Below are 15,704 nucleotides of genomic sequence, written 5' to 3'. Positions count from 1 at the left end.
AAAATCAAAAAAAGGCTCCTTTGAGCCTTCCTTTTTATCGTAAAATCGCAACCGTTTGATAAGCTTGCAATTTTGTCCCATCAAAGTCCTTATAATTACTAATAAGAACTTTCCCATTCGCATAATCAGAGGATAGCTCCAAACTTACAGCCTTGTCAGTAAAATTATTCAAGACCAAAAGACGCTGCTCGCCATAAGATCTTTCAAAGGCATAAATTTCAGGAGAATCTATTAAGGCTGCATGATAAGTTCCCTCAGAAATAATTTTCTCTGTTTTTCTTAAGCGGATTAACTTCTTATAAAAGTTGAAAATTTCTCCATTTTTTTCTGCTTTAACATTGATAGCTCGATGTGAGCCAAGCTTCAACCAAGGGACTCCACTCGTAAAACCAGCCTGTGCTGAATCATCCCACTGCATAGGCGTACGCGAATTATCTCGCGCCTTAGCTTTTACAATATCAAACGCTTCTGCTTTTGTTTTGCCACTTTGTAAGAGGCGTTCATACGCATTTGTTGCCTCCACATCCACATAATCTTCAATAGAAACGAAATCTGGATCCACCATCCCAATTTCTTCTCCCATGTAGATAAAAGGCGTACCACGACTCAAGTGAATACTTGCTGCCAACATCGTCGCCCCTTTAACTCTGTAATTTTCCACATCGACAAAGCGATTAAGCGCTCTTGGTTGATCATGATTGTTCCAGAAAAGAGCATTCCAGCCGTCAGCTTCTGACATCTTCTCTCCCCATTCATGAAAAAGATTTTTCAATTTTTCAAAATCAAAAGGTACTTTTGTCCACTTTTGTCCCTCTTCATAATCCACCTTCAAATGATGAAAATTAAAGACCATCGAAAGTTCATGCCGTTCTGGTTGGGTATAAAGCACGCTATTTTCAATCGTAGTAGAGCTCATCTCTCCTACTGTAACCGAGTTTTCCCCATCTTTTCCAAAACTTGCTGCATTTAACATTTGCAAATAATCATGAACAATTGGCTTATCTGTGTACTCAGGTTTTCCTTCATTTTGTGAATTATTTTTTAACTCTTCATCTTTTCCGATGACATTAATGACATCAAAACGGAATCCAGAAATGCCTTTATTTCGCCAGAAATTCACAACATCAATTAATTCACGCTGCACATTTTCATTTCGCCAATTAAGGTCAGCTTGACTCACATCATAAAGATGAAGATAATATTTGCCCGTATTGCCAAAAGGTGCCCACGCATTTCCACCAAACTTAGATTGCCAATCCGTTGGCTCATCCCGAATAATGAAATAGTCTTGATAGTACTTATCACCAGCAAGAGCTTTTTGAAACCACTCATGCTCGATAGACACATGGTTTAAAACCATGTCTAACATAAATTCAATACCATGACTTTTCCCTTTGGACACCATCTCATCAAAATCTGCCCACGTGCCAAATCGGGGATCTATCCCTTTATAATCCGAAATATCATACCCACTGTCCTTTTGAGGACTTGGATAAAATGGATTGAGCCAAACCATATCGACACCAAGGTCTGCCAAATAGGGCAATTTTTGACTCACTCCTCGCAAATCACCAATCCCAGTCCCTGTTGTATCCAAAAACGATTTTGGATAGATTTGATAAATCACTTTATTGTGAAAAGACATTACGTTTCCCTTCATTTCAAATTCAAATTAGTAACCGTAGTCTGACTAACTCTCTTTATTTATTAACCGCATCTTTAAAAGCATTTTTCTTTTCAACTCCAGTGCCCATCACATCAGTATCCTTGTAGCCAAAGAACCAGACAAGGAGGAAAGTTGCCACCATACAGACAACCGTTGCAATCCAAAAGAGCATCAAATTACCAGCCGGCGCTTGATGCGTCAGCGGATTAGAGATAAAATTTGGAAAGCCAATCAAAGAGCCTGAAAAACCAAACATTTTTAGATTGCCAAATCCAGCGACCCCAGCCCCAATTGCCGCTCCAATCGAGCTCATAATGAAAACTCGAATATATTTTAAATTAATTCCGTACATAGCAGGCTCAGTAACACCACAGAAAGCTGAGATTGCTGCTGGTGCAGCTAATCCTTTAAGATCTGCTTTTTTAGTTTTGAAAAAGACAGTCAATGCCCCTACACCTTGAGCAAGCATCGTGAAAGAAACAATCATATTCAACGAACTCGCTCCAGTAGCTGCCAATTCTTGGGAAATAAGGGGAACAACTAACCAATGCAAACCAAAAATTACCAAGCATTGATAGAGGCCGCCCACGATGATACTAGCAATTCCTAGATTAAGCGACAAGATGTGATCAATCACAAAGGATAGGCCAGAAGAAATCGTTGAAATGACAGGACCTACCAAGAGTAAAACGATTGAAGCCGTGATAAAGAAAGTAATCATTGGCTGAAATATTGGTCGTAGAGCTAGAGGGAGAGCCTGTTTCAACCAAGCATTCAAAGGCTTAGCAATCGCTACGGCCACAATGATTGGGAAAATCGTATAGGCATAGTTCGGCAAAGCAACGGGGATTCCAAAATAAGAAGTATTGAAAGTCACACCTAGGAAATGTGCAACAGCTTCTGGTGCAGGAACGACCTTATCACCCGAAATTGTAGGATTGACGAGATTCATCAATCCTGGATTAATCATAAAGCCACCAACAGCCGCTCCTATAAACTGAAGAGAGCCATCTTTTGGAGCTAACTGTTTTGCTGCAGAAAACCCTACAAGAACTGGAAGAAAATAAAAGGGAGTCATTGCAAGCGTGGAAACAATGATATATGTTGAACTTGCTGGGTCAATGACCTCAATCAAGCGATTTCCCTTAACAAAAATCGCAAGAAGCCCATTAATCATCCCTCCTGCTGCTAAGAGACCAATGATTGGAATCATCGAGCCAGTAATCGTTCCTATGACAACTTGAAAGGCTCGTATAATTGGATTTTTTGATCCCTTCTTTTCAGCAGTCATTTCTGAAGTTTCCTTAGCTGTAGCCACGCTATTTCCCAATTGCGCCACTACTTCATCGTAAACATCTTCGATAGCCTGTCCAATTACCACTTGATATTGATCAAGATTAGCATTATAAAGTGCCGTTACGGCTGGAACGCCTGGAGCTTTTAACTTCTGTAATTCTGCTTGATTTGCTTTATCCTTATCCTTCAAGGTAAAACGCAGGCGTGTGATGCAGTGGATAACCTTTGTGATATTTTCTGGCCCCCCTACATTTTTAATAATGTCTGACGCCAACTGTGTATATTTTGACATAATTTTCTCCTGAAGCTAGTTTTACCTAGCGCTCTCTCATTTTATTTTGATAAAGCTTGACCCACACGTTCGCCAAGTGCTACGTCTCCATAGTTGATCTCAATTTTTTCGAGTCTATCTGCCGTATTTGTGATTAAAACCATTGTCGTTTTTTCAAGACCCGCAGCTTGAACTTGATGCCAATCCACTTTCCCCAAGCGGTCTCCTCCTTTAACAGTTGTGCCCACTTTAACATCAAGTTCAAAAGGGACTCCATTAAGACTGACTGTATCAATCCCTAAATGAAGTAATATTTCAAGACCATCTTCTCGCGTGATTCCAATCGCATGACCTTGTCCCATGGAAATTCTTCCCGTGGCTGGGCTTACCACTTGGTCAGAGGACGGTTCTACTGCAAAGCCATCCCCCATAATTTTTCCTGAAAAAACAGGATCACTGACCTCCTCAAGTGGGATTAACTGCCCAGAAACTGGTGCATAGAGAGCTTCATCTGCTAGTGTCGCTTTATTTTTTTTAAATCCGAACATAAGGACTCCTTATATTTATTTTATCTGCAACTTGTTCGTACAAGTTCATTATAGCTTATAAAACCGTTTTCTGCAAGCGTTTTTTTGTTTCAATAATATTACGTTTTTTCCAACGTTCAAACCTTCGACTTTTGATATAATGGGATTATGAATAAATACGAGATGATCGCTCAAGATTTAGAAAAAATGATTATGGATGGGGTTTACCAAGAGGATGAACTTTTACCTAGTGAGAACGAATTGGTTACACGCTATAAGGTCAGTCGTTCAACTGTGAGACAAGCTCTAAAAACACTAGAGGAAAATGGTTGGATACAGCGCAAACATGGCTTAGGAAGTATCGTTATTGCCAGAGACCGTCTTAATTTTCCTATTACGGGCTTAACCAGTTACAAAGAACTGCAACATTACCTTGGATTTGATAGTTTGACTGAGGTTGTCACCTTTGAAAAACGCATCGTTGATTCCTCCTTAGCCGAGCTTACACACTTTCCTCAAGGTGTACCTGTTCTTCATATTTTACGGCGTCGCAAAATAGATGGTGAGTTTATAGTGCTTGACCGTGACTACCTCCTCTACGCGTATGCAGAAGGCTTATCAAAAAGCCAAGCTGCAGATTCTATCTATGACTATTTAGAAAACGAGCGTCACCTTGAAATTGCTTACGCTCAAAAGGAAATTACGATTGATTTCATTAACGAACATGATCGTCAATGGCTTGAGCTTGCAACGGGAGACCGACACATCGTTTCTGTCAAAAGTCATGTTTTCTTATCGGATAATACCCTTTTCCAGTACACAGAGAGTCGACATCAAGTTGATAAATTTAGTTTTACCGAACTAGCACGACGTCAAAAAAGATAAACAAAAAAACTTCTCGTTCGAGAAGTTTTTTAATGAGATAAATTCTGGTATTACAACATTTTGTTGTAGAATTCAACGATCAATGCTTCATTGATTTCTGGGTTGATTTCATCACGTTCTGGAAGACGAACAAGCGTTCCTTCAAGTTTGTCAGCATCGAATGATACGAAGTTAGCGCGACCTTTAGTAGCTTCAACAGCTTCAAGGATTGCAGGAACTTTCATAGATTTTTCGCGAACTGAGATGACTTGACCAGGTTGTACGCGGTATGAAGGGATATCAACGCGTTTTCCGTCAACAAGAATGTGACCGTGATTTACGAATTGACGTGCTTGACGACGAGTCGTTGCAAGACCAAGACGGTAAACAACGTTATCAAGACGTTGTTCCAAAAGAGTCATGAAGTTGAAACCGACAGTTCCTTCTTTGATTTTAGTTGCAGCAACATACAAGTTACGGAATTGACGTTCAGAAACACCGTAAGAAAAACGAAGTTTTTGTTTTTCAGCAAGTTGCAAACCGTATTCTGAAAGTTTTGAACGGTTGTTTGGGCCGTGTTGTCCAGGTACGTAGTTACGACGAGCGATTTCTTTACCAGAACCAGTAAGTGAGATACCGTAACGGCGTGATTGTTTCCATGATGGACCAGTATAACGTGACATATTTTATGTCCTCCAAATATTTTATTTGAAGAATATCGACAGCCTCGAATTCGTTCATTTTACTTTCGCTTATAGCTTCAGTTACTTTAGGAAATTCCAGATGGAACTTAGCAAAATGTTGACGAGCTTTCTAGCTGACTGCTATATTCAACTTTATAATTATATCAAAAATCCTTTATTTGTCAACAACTTAGAGCTCTCTTTACTGGGATTAAGTAAATTGACTTTCAAAAAAAACTCACCTCTAAGAGATGAGTTGGGCAGATTATCCAATAGGATCTACTAAGTTCAGTCTAAAAAATTATTTTTCTTCTTTTTTAGCTTCTTTAGTTTCTGGTTTTGCTACAGTTCTTACGCCTACAGCGTTAAAATGTTTTTTGCCGTTACGTTTACCAAATTTATGTGATTTATATGCCATGTGGGCTCCTTTCTCCAGGTGTGTTCCTTTAAAATTTCTCTACACACTCTATTCATTTGAATTCTATCATATCTCAGTACCACTTTCAAGAATTAGAGAGGAGGACAAAGTATTCCCTATCAAAAAACACCTCCACAAAAGAGGTGTTAGGGTTAGTCGGTAATCGGGAAGACAGGATTCGAACCTGCGACACCTTGGTCCCAAACCAAGTACTCTACCAAGCTGAGCTACTTCCCGTAGCAAATATTTAATAAGCTATTCCAACAAAAAAATGACTTCCGCCATATTCTGTTTATGCAAGCGGTAGGATTCGAACCTACAACCGCCTGATTCGTAGTCAGGTACTCTATCCAGTTGAGCCACGCCTGCGTTTCTCTCAAACGACTATATTAGTATATCAAGTTTATTAAATCTTGTCAAGAATAAACTCATTTCCCTTTTTCTTTTTCGAAAATAAGACTCATCACAAAAAGGATGGCTCTTTCACATCCTTTTTTAATTCTATCTTCCAAAATATACTTGGTGAGCTTTTGCTCCACCGTCTTGTACGTCCAATAACGTACTAACTGTAACAAAAGTATAGCCTTGAGCTTTCAACTTTTGAATAATTTGTGGCACCGCCTCTACTGACCACTGGTGGATATCATGCATCAAAATAATCGCACCATCATGTGCATAGGTTAGAGCGTTTGCTACCACAGGCTCACTGGTACGATAACGCCAATCGTTCGTGTCCACTGTCCAATTCACAGCGCTTAAATTCGTTTGCGCTAGTACTGTATCATTGTAACTGCCATAAGGCGGTCTAAATAAGGAGACTTGTTTCCCTGTGAGTTTGTTAATTAAACGATTGGCACTCTCGATTTCTTGCTTTTCATCCTGTGGTGATAAGGTTACTAAATTTTTATGATCCCACGTGTGAGAGGCTACTTCATTTCCCAAATCATTTTCCTCTTTGATTAACTTCGGATAACACTGGGCTTGGCTTCCCAAAGCAAAAAATGTCGCTGGAACAGCTTCTTGACGTAAAGTTTTCAAAAGTTGCGGTGTCGTAAGAGGGCTTGGGCCGTCATCAAAGGTCAACGCAATCAATTTTTTATCTTTTAATTTTTTTTGAAGAGCAAGTCGTTTTTGGGCAATCTTGATTTGATGACTTAAAGCCAATCGTTCATCTCGTTCTTCAGGCTTATCTAAAAATTTAAGTTGGCGCTCAGCTTGCTTTATTCCTTCTTCTGTCACAGTTTGTTGTTCTTGATTGATCAGCGCTTTGGCTTTGTCAATATCTGCAATGCAAGTTACTAGCTGAGCCATCCCGCGATTAAGCGCATGTCTTTCCTTGGGTTGTAACTTGTTAATCAGTTTTTTGGCAGATTGAATATCCTCTTTTTTGTGTGAATGATAGGCAAGATTTTTAGCTTGCTCAGCTGTTTGTACTTGTCTATGATACGTAAGGCGTTCACGTTCTTTTATTTTTTGAGTATGAACATAATGCCCAACACTCATGGCAAGTGCTAAAATAATTACAAGTCCTACAGGAATCCCCCATATTAAATGTTGAGTGTGTTTTAATCTTCTGCTAAGTTTCCTAGCCATCTCCTTTTCTTTTCCTACTCCTCCTAAACATTTAAAAAGTTTAAAAGTCTCACTAATGGAGACTGCTTTCACTCTTTTTCTTCCTCTATCATAACATTTTACATCATTAAATCAACTTACATTTTCGTAATTTTTCTAGTAATCTAACCCGTTAAAAAAAGAGCGCACGTACGTTCTCTTTCTTACTTTTTAATATTGCCAACCTTTTGTTCTAAAAATTTCCCTATTTCCTTAACAGCAAATGGAATTGCTGCTTCGTTGGGCATCATCTTTTGTGAGTGTAAGGCTGCTGGGCTATCAATTCCTAACCAAAACATTACACCAGGGATCTTATTGAGGAGGTAGCCAAAATCTTCCCCTGTCATCGCAGGAGCAATGTCAATGAGCTTGACTTCAGATTGTTCCTCAAAAAATCGCATGGCTTGTTGAGCCAATTTGGGATTATTTTGAACCGGAAGATAGCCTCCTTGTTTCAAGTGAAGGTCCAGTTTTAAATTAAAAGATTTAGCAATTCCTTCGGCTAATTCACGGAGACGACGTTGTGTAATTTGATTAACTTCTTGGGTCAAACTTCGAATTGTACCGTGCAAAAAGGCACTTTCGGCAATGACATTATTCGTGGTGCCTGCCTCCAATTTTCCAAAGGTTACAACAGCTGAGGCGAGCGGATCAATATTACGACTCACAATCGTCTGGACTTGCGTAATAAAGTAACTTGCAGCAACGAGCGCATCGTTTGCTTCATGTGGAAAAGCTGCATGTCCTCCTGTCCCCCAAAAAGTGAGTTCGACCTCACAAGTTCCCGCAAAAAGGGTTTGGGCGTTCGTTGCAATGTCTCCAACATTTAAATCCGGGCGTACGTGGAGGCCATAAAACTCATCGGGTGTCCATTCCCCAAAGGCTTGAGCATCATACATGAGCTTTCCACCTGCCTCATTTTCCTCAGCAGGTTGAAAAAGAAAGAGGAGGTTTTCTTTGGGTTGCTTACTACTCAATTGTTCTAACAGCCCCAATGCGACTGTCATATGGATGTCGTGCCCACAGGCATGCATACAGCCATTTTTACTAGCAAAAGAAAGCCCCGTGTGCTCTTCAATAGGAAGCCCATCTATATCAGTACGCCAGCCCACCGTTTTTGTCGGTGCGCTTCCTTTCAGGAATACGAGAATTCCCGTCTGCCAAGTTTTCACATGAAAAAAGGACTTATTTTGACTGAGCTCCTTAATTATTTCAAGCAAATACTTTTGTGTCTCAAACTCTTGAAGTCCAATTTCAGGAATTTGATGGAGGTGACGACGAATTGAAATGAGATCAAGCATGGCTTCTCCTTTTACTAGCTGATAATTCTTTTTGATATTACAAATTTCTTAGCGCATCTTCCAGTGCTGTCTTTTGCTGTGTTTTTGCATCAATTTTTTTAATAATTCGAGCAGGTACACCTGCTACGACCACATTTTCTGGAACATCCTCAGTCACAATCGCGCCAGCTGCAACTACCGCACCTTTACCGACTTGTACACCCTCAATGACGACCGCATTTGCTCCAACAAGCACATTGTCTCCAATTCGAACGGGTTGGGCACTGGCCGGTTCAATAACACCAGCAAGCACTGCACCTGCACCAATATGAGCATGGTTTCCGACAATCGCACGTCCACCCAAAACTGCTCCCATATCAATCATCGTCCCTGTCCCAATTTCAGCCCCAATGTTAATAATCGCTCCCATCATAATAACCGCATTATCCCCAATACTTACTTGGTCTCGAATAATAGCTCCTGGCTCAATACGGGCATTAATAGCTCGCGTATCCAGTAGTGGAACAGCAGAATTACGTCCGTCAAATTCCACGACATAGTCTTTATGCTCTGACAGTCCTGTCAGTAATGGCTTAATGTTTTGCCAGTCTCCGAAAAGTATATTACCCAATTGTAAAACTTCTGAGGGAAGCTCACTCAAGGGCTGGGCGAGTGTGACCTTTACTTTGGTTTGTTTCGGAGCAGAGCCGATAAATTGAATAATTTCTTGAGCTGTTAATTTTTGTGCATCCATTTTGAATTTTCTCCTTTTTCTGATAATTATACCTAAAAATATTACTGACCGCTCGGTCAGTAAATTTTCACTTATTTTTGTTCCTGTTCGATCAAGATAAATAAATTGCCCTCTGGCCCCACAAAGCTAAAAAGCTGGCGATGATCTGCCGTGGCCGTAATAGGACTCAAAGCAAGCCCAAGATCGACAACTTTATCATAGATTTCCTTTAGGTGCTTTACTTCTACTGCCAAATTCTGTGGAACAGATTCAGGCGCCTCATTGAGGGCAATTTCATCTTCAAGTCCTAACGTCTTCCAAAAAATTTCGGCATTAACTAGGCTATTGACATTTAATGTAATCATTTTCTCTCCTTCAGGCTTTTAGCCCATTTGTGCTCTTATGAAAACTTCGTCCACAAAATGAGTAAGGCTGCCACCACGATAATACTTAAAACTAATAAATTATCTCGATTTCGCCATTTAAGTTGACGATACTTAGTCCGACCATCGCCTCCTTGGTAACCCCGACTCTCCATGGCGATTGCCAAATCATCAGCTCGTCGAAAAGAGCTGACAAAAAGAGGAATCAAAATGGGAATCACAGATTTTACTTTTTGCAAGAGATTTCCTTCTCCAAAGTCCATCCCTCGGGCTTTTTGTGCATTCATGATCATGGTTGTATCATCCATCAATGTCGGTATAAAGCGCAGGGAAATGGACAACATCAGGCCCAGCTCATGGACAGGTACCTTTATTTTTTTGAGTGGCGCTAGTCCGGTTTCAATCCCATCTGCTAAAGTCAAAGGTGGTGTTGTCAGCGTTAAAATCGTGGACATAAAAATGATTAACACAAACCGGAAGAAAATATAGACGGCATTTATCAAAGACTCTGTTGAAATTTTAATGAACCAAAAACTAAAAATCACGTGGGGTCCAGAAGTAAACAGCATTTGAAAAATGACGGTAAACAAAATCAAGCCTAGCATTGGACGAAGTCCTTTTAGAAAATAACGAATCGAAATTTTCGAAAGTAAGACCCCAGATAACGTATAGAGCAATAAGAGGAGATAGCCTAGCCAATCATGCGCTAGAAAAATCACGACTACAAAAGCAATCATTACCAAAAGCTTTGAACGTGGATCCATGCGATGAATGAGCGAATTTCCTGGGATGTAGCGTCCCATAAGCATATTTTGCATCAGTTTGTCCCTCCTGCATCAGCTGATGGAGCGGTCAGTTGATTTTTTAGCTCCGTCAATGCGCTGACCAACTCAGCACGCGTAATCGGTAAACGCTCAAATTTTAAATGACTTCTTTTTTGCAAATCATTGGCAAATTCTGTAGCTTTTGGAACCCCCAGCTCATGTGCTTTGAGAAATTCTACTTGTTGGAAAACCTCAGAGGGGGCACCACAGCTAATGATTCGTCCTTTTTCAAGAAGATAAACCGCATCAGCATAGTCCGCCACATCGTCCATCAAATGGGTCACTAAAACAACGGTCTGACCTGCTTTATGAATACTTTCAAAAAGCTGCATCATCTCTATACGCGCCTTAGGATCAAGCCCCGCTGTCGGTTCATCAAGCACCAGAACCTCTGGTTCCATCGCAAGAATCCCAGCAATTGCGACACGTCGCATTTGTCCACCCGAAAGTTCAAAAGGAGATTTTTCCCAAAATTTTTCAGGGAGACCTACCATAGCCAACTTTTGAGCAGCAATTTTTTCAGCTTCTTCTTTAGATATTCCAAAGTTTTGGGGACCAAAAGCGACATCTTTTAGCACCGTTTCTTCAAAAAGCTGACTTTCTGGAAATTGAAAAACGACGCCCACTTTTTTTCGTACAGGCTTAATTTCTTTTGTTTTACTGCCATTTTTAATGGTGATATCACCCACCACCACAACACCATCTGTCGGCTGTAAAAGTCCATTGAGATGTTGCAAAAGGGTAGATTTTCCAGAACCCGTATGTCCAATAATCGCAGTATAGCTTCCTGTCTTGACTTCCAAATCAATGTCAAACAAAGCCCGGCTCGCAAAGGGTGTATTTGGTTGATAAGTGTAATTTACTTTTTCAAATGTAATCATGTTTCTAATTTCTTCTCAAATCCAATGAATTTTTTGATACTGTTTGACCATATGTTCCTTTACTGACAGCTCCATCAGTATTATTTATTCAAGTTTTTAGCTAGGAAATCGACTAATTCATCTTCTGTCAGGTAACGCTCCGGTAAGACAAATCCTGACGCACGTAAATCATTCATCAAATTTGATGTGAAAGGCATGTCTAGTCCCATTTCAACCATATTTTCCCGAGTAGCAAAAAGGTCACTTGGAGCAGCTTCCTTAATAATCTCACCGGCACGCATGACCAGTATCCGATCAGAACCTGCCGCTTCATCCAAATCATGAGTAATTGATAAGACGGTCAAGTGATATCTATCTTTGATTTCATGAATCACGCGCATAATTTCCGCACGTCCCGTTGGATCTAGCATTGAGGTCGATTCATCTAGGATAATGATTTCAGGACGTAAAGCAATGATTCCCGCCACAGCTACACGTTGCTTTTGTCCACCAGAAAGCCGTGCTGGTTCTCGCGTTTTAAAATCAAGCATATTGACTGCTGCGAGTGCCTCGTCCACCCGTTGAATCATCTCTTCGCGTGGAATCCCCTGATTCTCCATCCCAAAAGCGACATCATCTTCCACAGTAGCACCAACAAATTGGTTATCTGGATTTTGAAAAACCATTCCAATTTTTTGGCGTAGTTGCCAGACGTTATCAGCAGTCAGCACTTCACCGTCAATTTTCACTGTCCCTTTAAATTCCTCGAAAAGCCCATCAATCAGACGGGCAGTTGTTGATTTTCCTGATCCGTTTTGACCAATAATCGAAACCCATTCACCACGCGTCACAGAAAATGAAACACCATTAAGCTGATTAACTTCACTTTCTTTTTCATATTTAAAAACTAAATTTTCCACTTCGAGAATTTTATTCATAGCCCCTATTATATCAAAATTTAACCACTTTTCATCGCTTTGTTTGATATTTCTAGGTAAATTTAATGAAAAATTAATAAAATTCCTTTATTCTTTTATTTTCCCAAATAACCAAAAATTTGATATAATAGAACAAGCTTGGAGAGGTGTCCGAGAGGCCGAAGGAGCACGCCTGGAAAGTGTGTATACGTCAAAAGCGTATCGGGGGTTCGAATCCCCTCCTCTCCTTTATCTAAACTCAAAAGACCTTCTGTTGTTTGGCAACAGAAGGTCTTTTTTAATTATTCTATTTTTTAAACAAGACTTTACTGTATTGGTTGCCTACGAGCATATCGTACTGAATAAGCTCATAGTCCTTAACCATCTCCTGTTGTTGTTTGGTTAATTTTTTCGTATCAGCATAATTTTTAATATCCACGCTATTTTCCACCTTTTTAACAAATTGATAAAAGATAGGGAGCTCAGAATTACCTTCTTCCATAGCCAAAACGGATAAGCCTTCTGGTGTAACTGAATCTGTTACATTCTCACTTTTACGATTATGATTCTTCCAAACAAAATAAGGGGTAGAATGGTCATTGATTAACTTATTATTTGCATCTTTGATTGGATATTTTTCATAAACTGAACCATTTAAGGCAGGGTAATGATCCCCATACATAATAACCGTTACGTTTCTATCCATTTTCTCTAAGTTTTCGATCAACATCCCCAACGCTTCATCTGTTTTCTTCACTCCTCTCGCATAAAGGGCCAATTGCTTTTGCTCATCATTCAAATGAGCACCTTCAATAAGGATATCCTTACTTGCTAAACTCCCCTTTGCTTCCACAGTGTACGGATAATGGTTTTGCATGCTTAACCCATGCACTAGTAAATTCGTTTGTGAAGTCCCCTCAATCTCATCAAGAATTTGACTGAATAATGTATAATCACTCAAATAACCTTCTGTATAATAAACATTTTTATTACTGTTTTCTGATTTTATAATATCTTCCCGTCCTATAAACTTAGAAAAACCAAGATTAGGAAGAACAGTAGAGCGGTGGTATCCCGACTTCAAATGGGTATGAACAGCTATACTCTCTTCTTTGTATTGGGCAATACTCTGAGTACGGCTTGGGTTTTGTGATAAATAATCAAAGGCATTAATTTGCTGATTAAAGAAAGTATAGCTAAAACCAGTTAGTACACTGAACTCTACGTTCGTAGTCCCGCCTCCAAACATCGTGGACTGCATGTGCCCACCCGACTCAGTTTGAAGTTTTCTAAAATTAGGCATTGGGTCTTCTTTCCACTTCACTCCTGAGAAACTCTCGGGATCAGCTAAAGACTCACTCAATATCGTAATCACAGTCTCATTATCATTATCGCTCGTTTTCTTAACCGCAAATTCCTTTTGATATTTCTGGATAATTTCTTCCATTTTGGTCTTAGAGTACTGTCCCGAGATACCAGATGAAGACATAGCATCCACTTTCTTACTACTGATAAAATATACCAAGCTTCCTTGCTCATTAAAGGTTGTTGAATGAACCTTATTAATGAATACTTTACCAAGCAATAAAAGGATGACAGAAAAACCGATAACGCCTAACAAAGTCCGTCGAAGCCGGACTTGAAAATTCAATACAAAAGCACTTCTTTTATACAAAAGATATAATATTCCAGCTAACACGATAACAACCATGATAACGTAAGGATAGTCCTGCTTCAGATACATATTCCAAACAACATCCCAGAATAAACCACTATGAAAGTCCATCCACATAACAGGAACCCCTGTGGTATTCATCTTTATCGATGACCCTATATACGTTAACGCATTAACCAGTGTAAAAATAAGCATCCCAAATTGATACTCAAATATCCCAATCAGTGCAAAAGATAGACTGGTCAAAAGTAAAATCGTTACCAAAATGAATATTGCGCTACTCAGTCTAAAAGTATGCTCAAAAGCAAATTGCACGTAACAGATTGAAAAAACAAATATCATAATTCCTTCGTTTATATAACGAAGGCGAGGCAAATGGTACTTCTTATAAAATCCTAACAAATAGAAAATCTCTAACACCATCGCCAAGATAACTAAAACTAAAAACAAAATTCTTTCCTTCTCTTTTCTACTCAGTTGTTCTGAACAAATTATCAGTTGCTCTCAACTTACCCTCAGCAAATTGCTGAATCAAAATCTTCATAATTCTTTCTGAGGATTTCCCATCTCCATAAGGGTTGCTAGCTTGTGACATCGCTTTGTAAGCCTCCTCATTATCAAGAAGTTTCTTCATAGCCTTCTCTATAACTTCTTTTTTTGTTCCTACAAGCTTTAATGTCCCTGCTGTCACTCCTTCAGGACGTTCCGTCTCATTACGCAAGACTAGAACCGGGACTCCCAGAGAAGGCGCTTCCTCTTGAATCCCTCCTGAATCAGTTAAAATCAAGTAACTTTTTGAGGCGATATTGTGAAAATCAGCCACCTCCAGCGGAGTAATCAAATGGACATTAGTTACCTGTGCAAATTTCTCCATAGCCGCACGTTGTACGAGTGGATTCAGGTGTACTGGAAAAATAATTTCAACTTCATCTTTATATTCTATAGCAATATTTCTAACCGCTTCAAAAACCTCCAACATTGGTTGTCCCTGATTTTCTCTTCGGTGCATTGTTAAAAGGATCATTTTTTTATGCTTTGGATTTACTTCATCAAGTATAGGATGGTGATAATTTTCTTTTAAAGTATATTGCAAAGCGTCAATTACAGTATTACCCGTGATAAAAATTTTATTTTCTTTATGATTTTCTAATAAAAGATTTTTTTTCCCACTCCTTGTCGGAACAAAATATAAATCAGAAAGCACATCTGTCAATTGACGATTCATCTCTTCAGGAAAAGGACTATACTTATTCCAAGTTCGTAGTCCTGCTTCCACATGCCCAATAGTAATTTGTTGATAAAAGGCAGCGAGACTTACTGCTGCGGTCGTCGTAGTATCTCCATGGACAAGTATCACATCTGGACGCTCACTAATTAGAACCTCCTCCATTTCCTCTAAAATTCGTGAGGTAATTTGTGTCAGTGTTTGTTGCTTACGCATAATATTTAAATCATAGTCGGGTTTCACTTTAAAGTAATCCAACACTTGATCTAACATTTCTCTATGTTGTGCAGTTACTACTGTAATAGGATGAAAAGCCTCACTCTCATCCATTTTTTTTACAATTGGTAGCATTTTAATCGCTTCAGGTCGCGTACCAAAAGCAATTATAACCTTGATTTTATCCAAAATTTTATCACACTCTATTCTCTAAATTTTTTAATAATACTATCCAACACTCTCTAGTTTTCTTTT

At 39.3% G+C, this 15,704-nt stretch carries 14 protein-coding genes and 3 tRNA genes; 2 read left to right on the top strand and 15 right to left on the bottom strand.

The window, feature by feature from the left end; all coding sequences use genetic code 11:
* Positions 1-34: 34 nt before the first annotated feature.
* From treC to JW886_RS02385, 3 genes are read right to left on the bottom strand one after another with little or no spacing between them, the layout of a single operon-like run.
* Positions 35-1,645, bottom strand: coding sequence for an alpha,alpha-phosphotrehalase (treC, locus tag JW886_RS02395; RefSeq protein WP_205872217.1), 1,611 nt, complete (start codon positions 1,643-1,645; stop codon positions 35-37).
* Positions 1,646-1,700: 55 nt separating this feature from the next.
* Positions 1,701-3,254: a PTS transporter subunit EIIC gene (locus JW886_RS02390; protein ID WP_205872216.1), complete on the bottom strand. Its 1,554-nt coding sequence runs from the start codon at positions 3,252-3,254 to the stop codon at positions 1,701-1,703.
* Positions 3,255-3,295: 41 nt separating this feature from the next.
* Positions 3,296-3,781 (bottom strand): PTS sugar transporter subunit IIA, encoded by a 486-nt coding sequence (locus JW886_RS02385; RefSeq protein ID WP_205872215.1) that lies wholly within the window; start codon positions 3,779-3,781, stop codon positions 3,296-3,298.
* A gap of 147 nt (positions 3,782-3,928) precedes the next feature.
* Between JW886_RS02385 and treR the strand changes: the two genes are divergently transcribed.
* Positions 3,929-4,645: a trehalose operon repressor gene (gene treR / locus JW886_RS02380; RefSeq protein WP_075524885.1), complete on the top strand. Its 717-nt coding sequence runs from the start codon at positions 3,929-3,931 to the stop codon at positions 4,643-4,645.
* Between the two features lie 50 nt (positions 4,646-4,695).
* On the opposite strand, the gene rpsD is transcribed toward treR, so the two are convergent.
* From rpsD to JW886_RS02330, 10 genes are all read right to left on the bottom strand, one after another.
* Positions 4,696-5,307, bottom strand: coding sequence for a 30S ribosomal protein S4 (gene rpsD, locus JW886_RS02375; protein WP_075524886.1), 612 nt, complete (start codon positions 5,305-5,307; stop codon positions 4,696-4,698).
* 581 nt (positions 5,308-5,888) lie between these two features.
* Positions 5,889-5,962, bottom strand: a tRNA-Pro gene (locus JW886_RS02370).
* A 58-nt stretch (positions 5,963-6,020) separates the two neighbouring features.
* Positions 6,021-6,094 (bottom strand) — tRNA-Arg (locus tag JW886_RS02365).
* 132 nt (positions 6,095-6,226) lie between these two features.
* Positions 6,227-7,318, bottom strand: coding sequence for a polysaccharide deacetylase family protein (locus tag JW886_RS02360; protein ID WP_205872214.1), 1,092 nt, complete (start codon positions 7,316-7,318; stop codon positions 6,227-6,229).
* A gap of 182 nt (positions 7,319-7,500) precedes the next feature.
* Positions 7,501-8,637 carry an N-acetyldiaminopimelate deacetylase gene (locus JW886_RS02355; protein ID WP_205872213.1) on the bottom strand — a complete coding sequence of 379 codons (1,137 nt, stop codon included), beginning with the start codon at positions 8,635-8,637 and terminating at the stop codon, positions 7,501-7,503.
* Positions 8,638-8,674: 37 nt separating this feature from the next.
* Entirely contained in the window at positions 8,675-9,370 is a 696-nt protein-coding gene (dapD, locus tag JW886_RS02350) for a 2,3,4,5-tetrahydropyridine-2,6-dicarboxylate N-acetyltransferase (RefSeq protein WP_205872212.1), read from the bottom strand.
* A 71-nt stretch (positions 9,371-9,441) separates the two neighbouring features.
* Positions 9,442-9,714, bottom strand: a complete 273-nt coding sequence (locus JW886_RS02345; protein WP_200407016.1) for a hypothetical protein — start codon at positions 9,712-9,714, stop codon at positions 9,442-9,444.
* Positions 9,715-9,749: 35 nt separating this feature from the next.
* Positions 9,750-10,550: an energy-coupling factor transporter transmembrane component T family protein gene (locus JW886_RS02340; RefSeq protein ID WP_075524890.1), complete on the bottom strand. Its 801-nt coding sequence runs from the start codon at positions 10,548-10,550 to the stop codon at positions 9,750-9,752.
* Positions 10,550-11,437 (bottom strand): energy-coupling factor ABC transporter ATP-binding protein, encoded by an 888-nt coding sequence (locus JW886_RS02335; RefSeq protein ID WP_200407015.1) that lies wholly within the window; start codon positions 11,435-11,437, stop codon positions 10,550-10,552. Before JW886_RS02335 ends, JW886_RS02340 begins: the two co-directional genes overlap by 1 nt.
* A gap of 80 nt (positions 11,438-11,517) precedes the next feature.
* Positions 11,518-12,354, bottom strand: coding sequence for an energy-coupling factor ABC transporter ATP-binding protein (locus tag JW886_RS02330; protein WP_205872211.1), 837 nt, complete (start codon positions 12,352-12,354; stop codon positions 11,518-11,520).
* Between the two features lie 140 nt (positions 12,355-12,494).
* Between JW886_RS02330 and JW886_RS02325 the strand changes: the two genes are divergently transcribed.
* Positions 12,495-12,582: transfer RNA gene (locus tag JW886_RS02325), tRNA-Ser, on the top strand.
* A gap of 58 nt (positions 12,583-12,640) precedes the next feature.
* On the opposite strand, the gene JW886_RS02320 is transcribed toward JW886_RS02325, so the two are convergent.
* Both JW886_RS02320 and wecB read right to left on the bottom strand, forming a co-directional pair.
* The gene (locus JW886_RS02320; RefSeq protein ID WP_205872210.1) at positions 12,641-14,458 is read right to left on the bottom strand and encodes an LTA synthase family protein; all 1,818 of its coding nucleotides are present in this window, start codon (positions 14,456-14,458) and stop codon (positions 12,641-12,643) included.
* Positions 14,459-14,477: 19 nt separating this feature from the next.
* Positions 14,478-15,638, bottom strand: a complete 1,161-nt coding sequence (gene wecB / locus JW886_RS02315) for a non-hydrolyzing UDP-N-acetylglucosamine 2-epimerase (protein WP_205872209.1) — start codon at positions 15,636-15,638, stop codon at positions 14,478-14,480.
* Positions 15,639-15,704 lie beyond the last annotated feature (66 nt).

This window comes from Lactococcus taiwanensis (assembly GCF_017068355.1).
Classification (GTDB): Bacteria; Bacillota; Bacilli; order Lactobacillales; family Streptococcaceae; genus Lactococcus; species Lactococcus taiwanensis.
The sequence above is the reverse complement of the archived record's forward strand: the minus strand, read 5'-3'. Positions and strand labels throughout refer to the sequence as shown.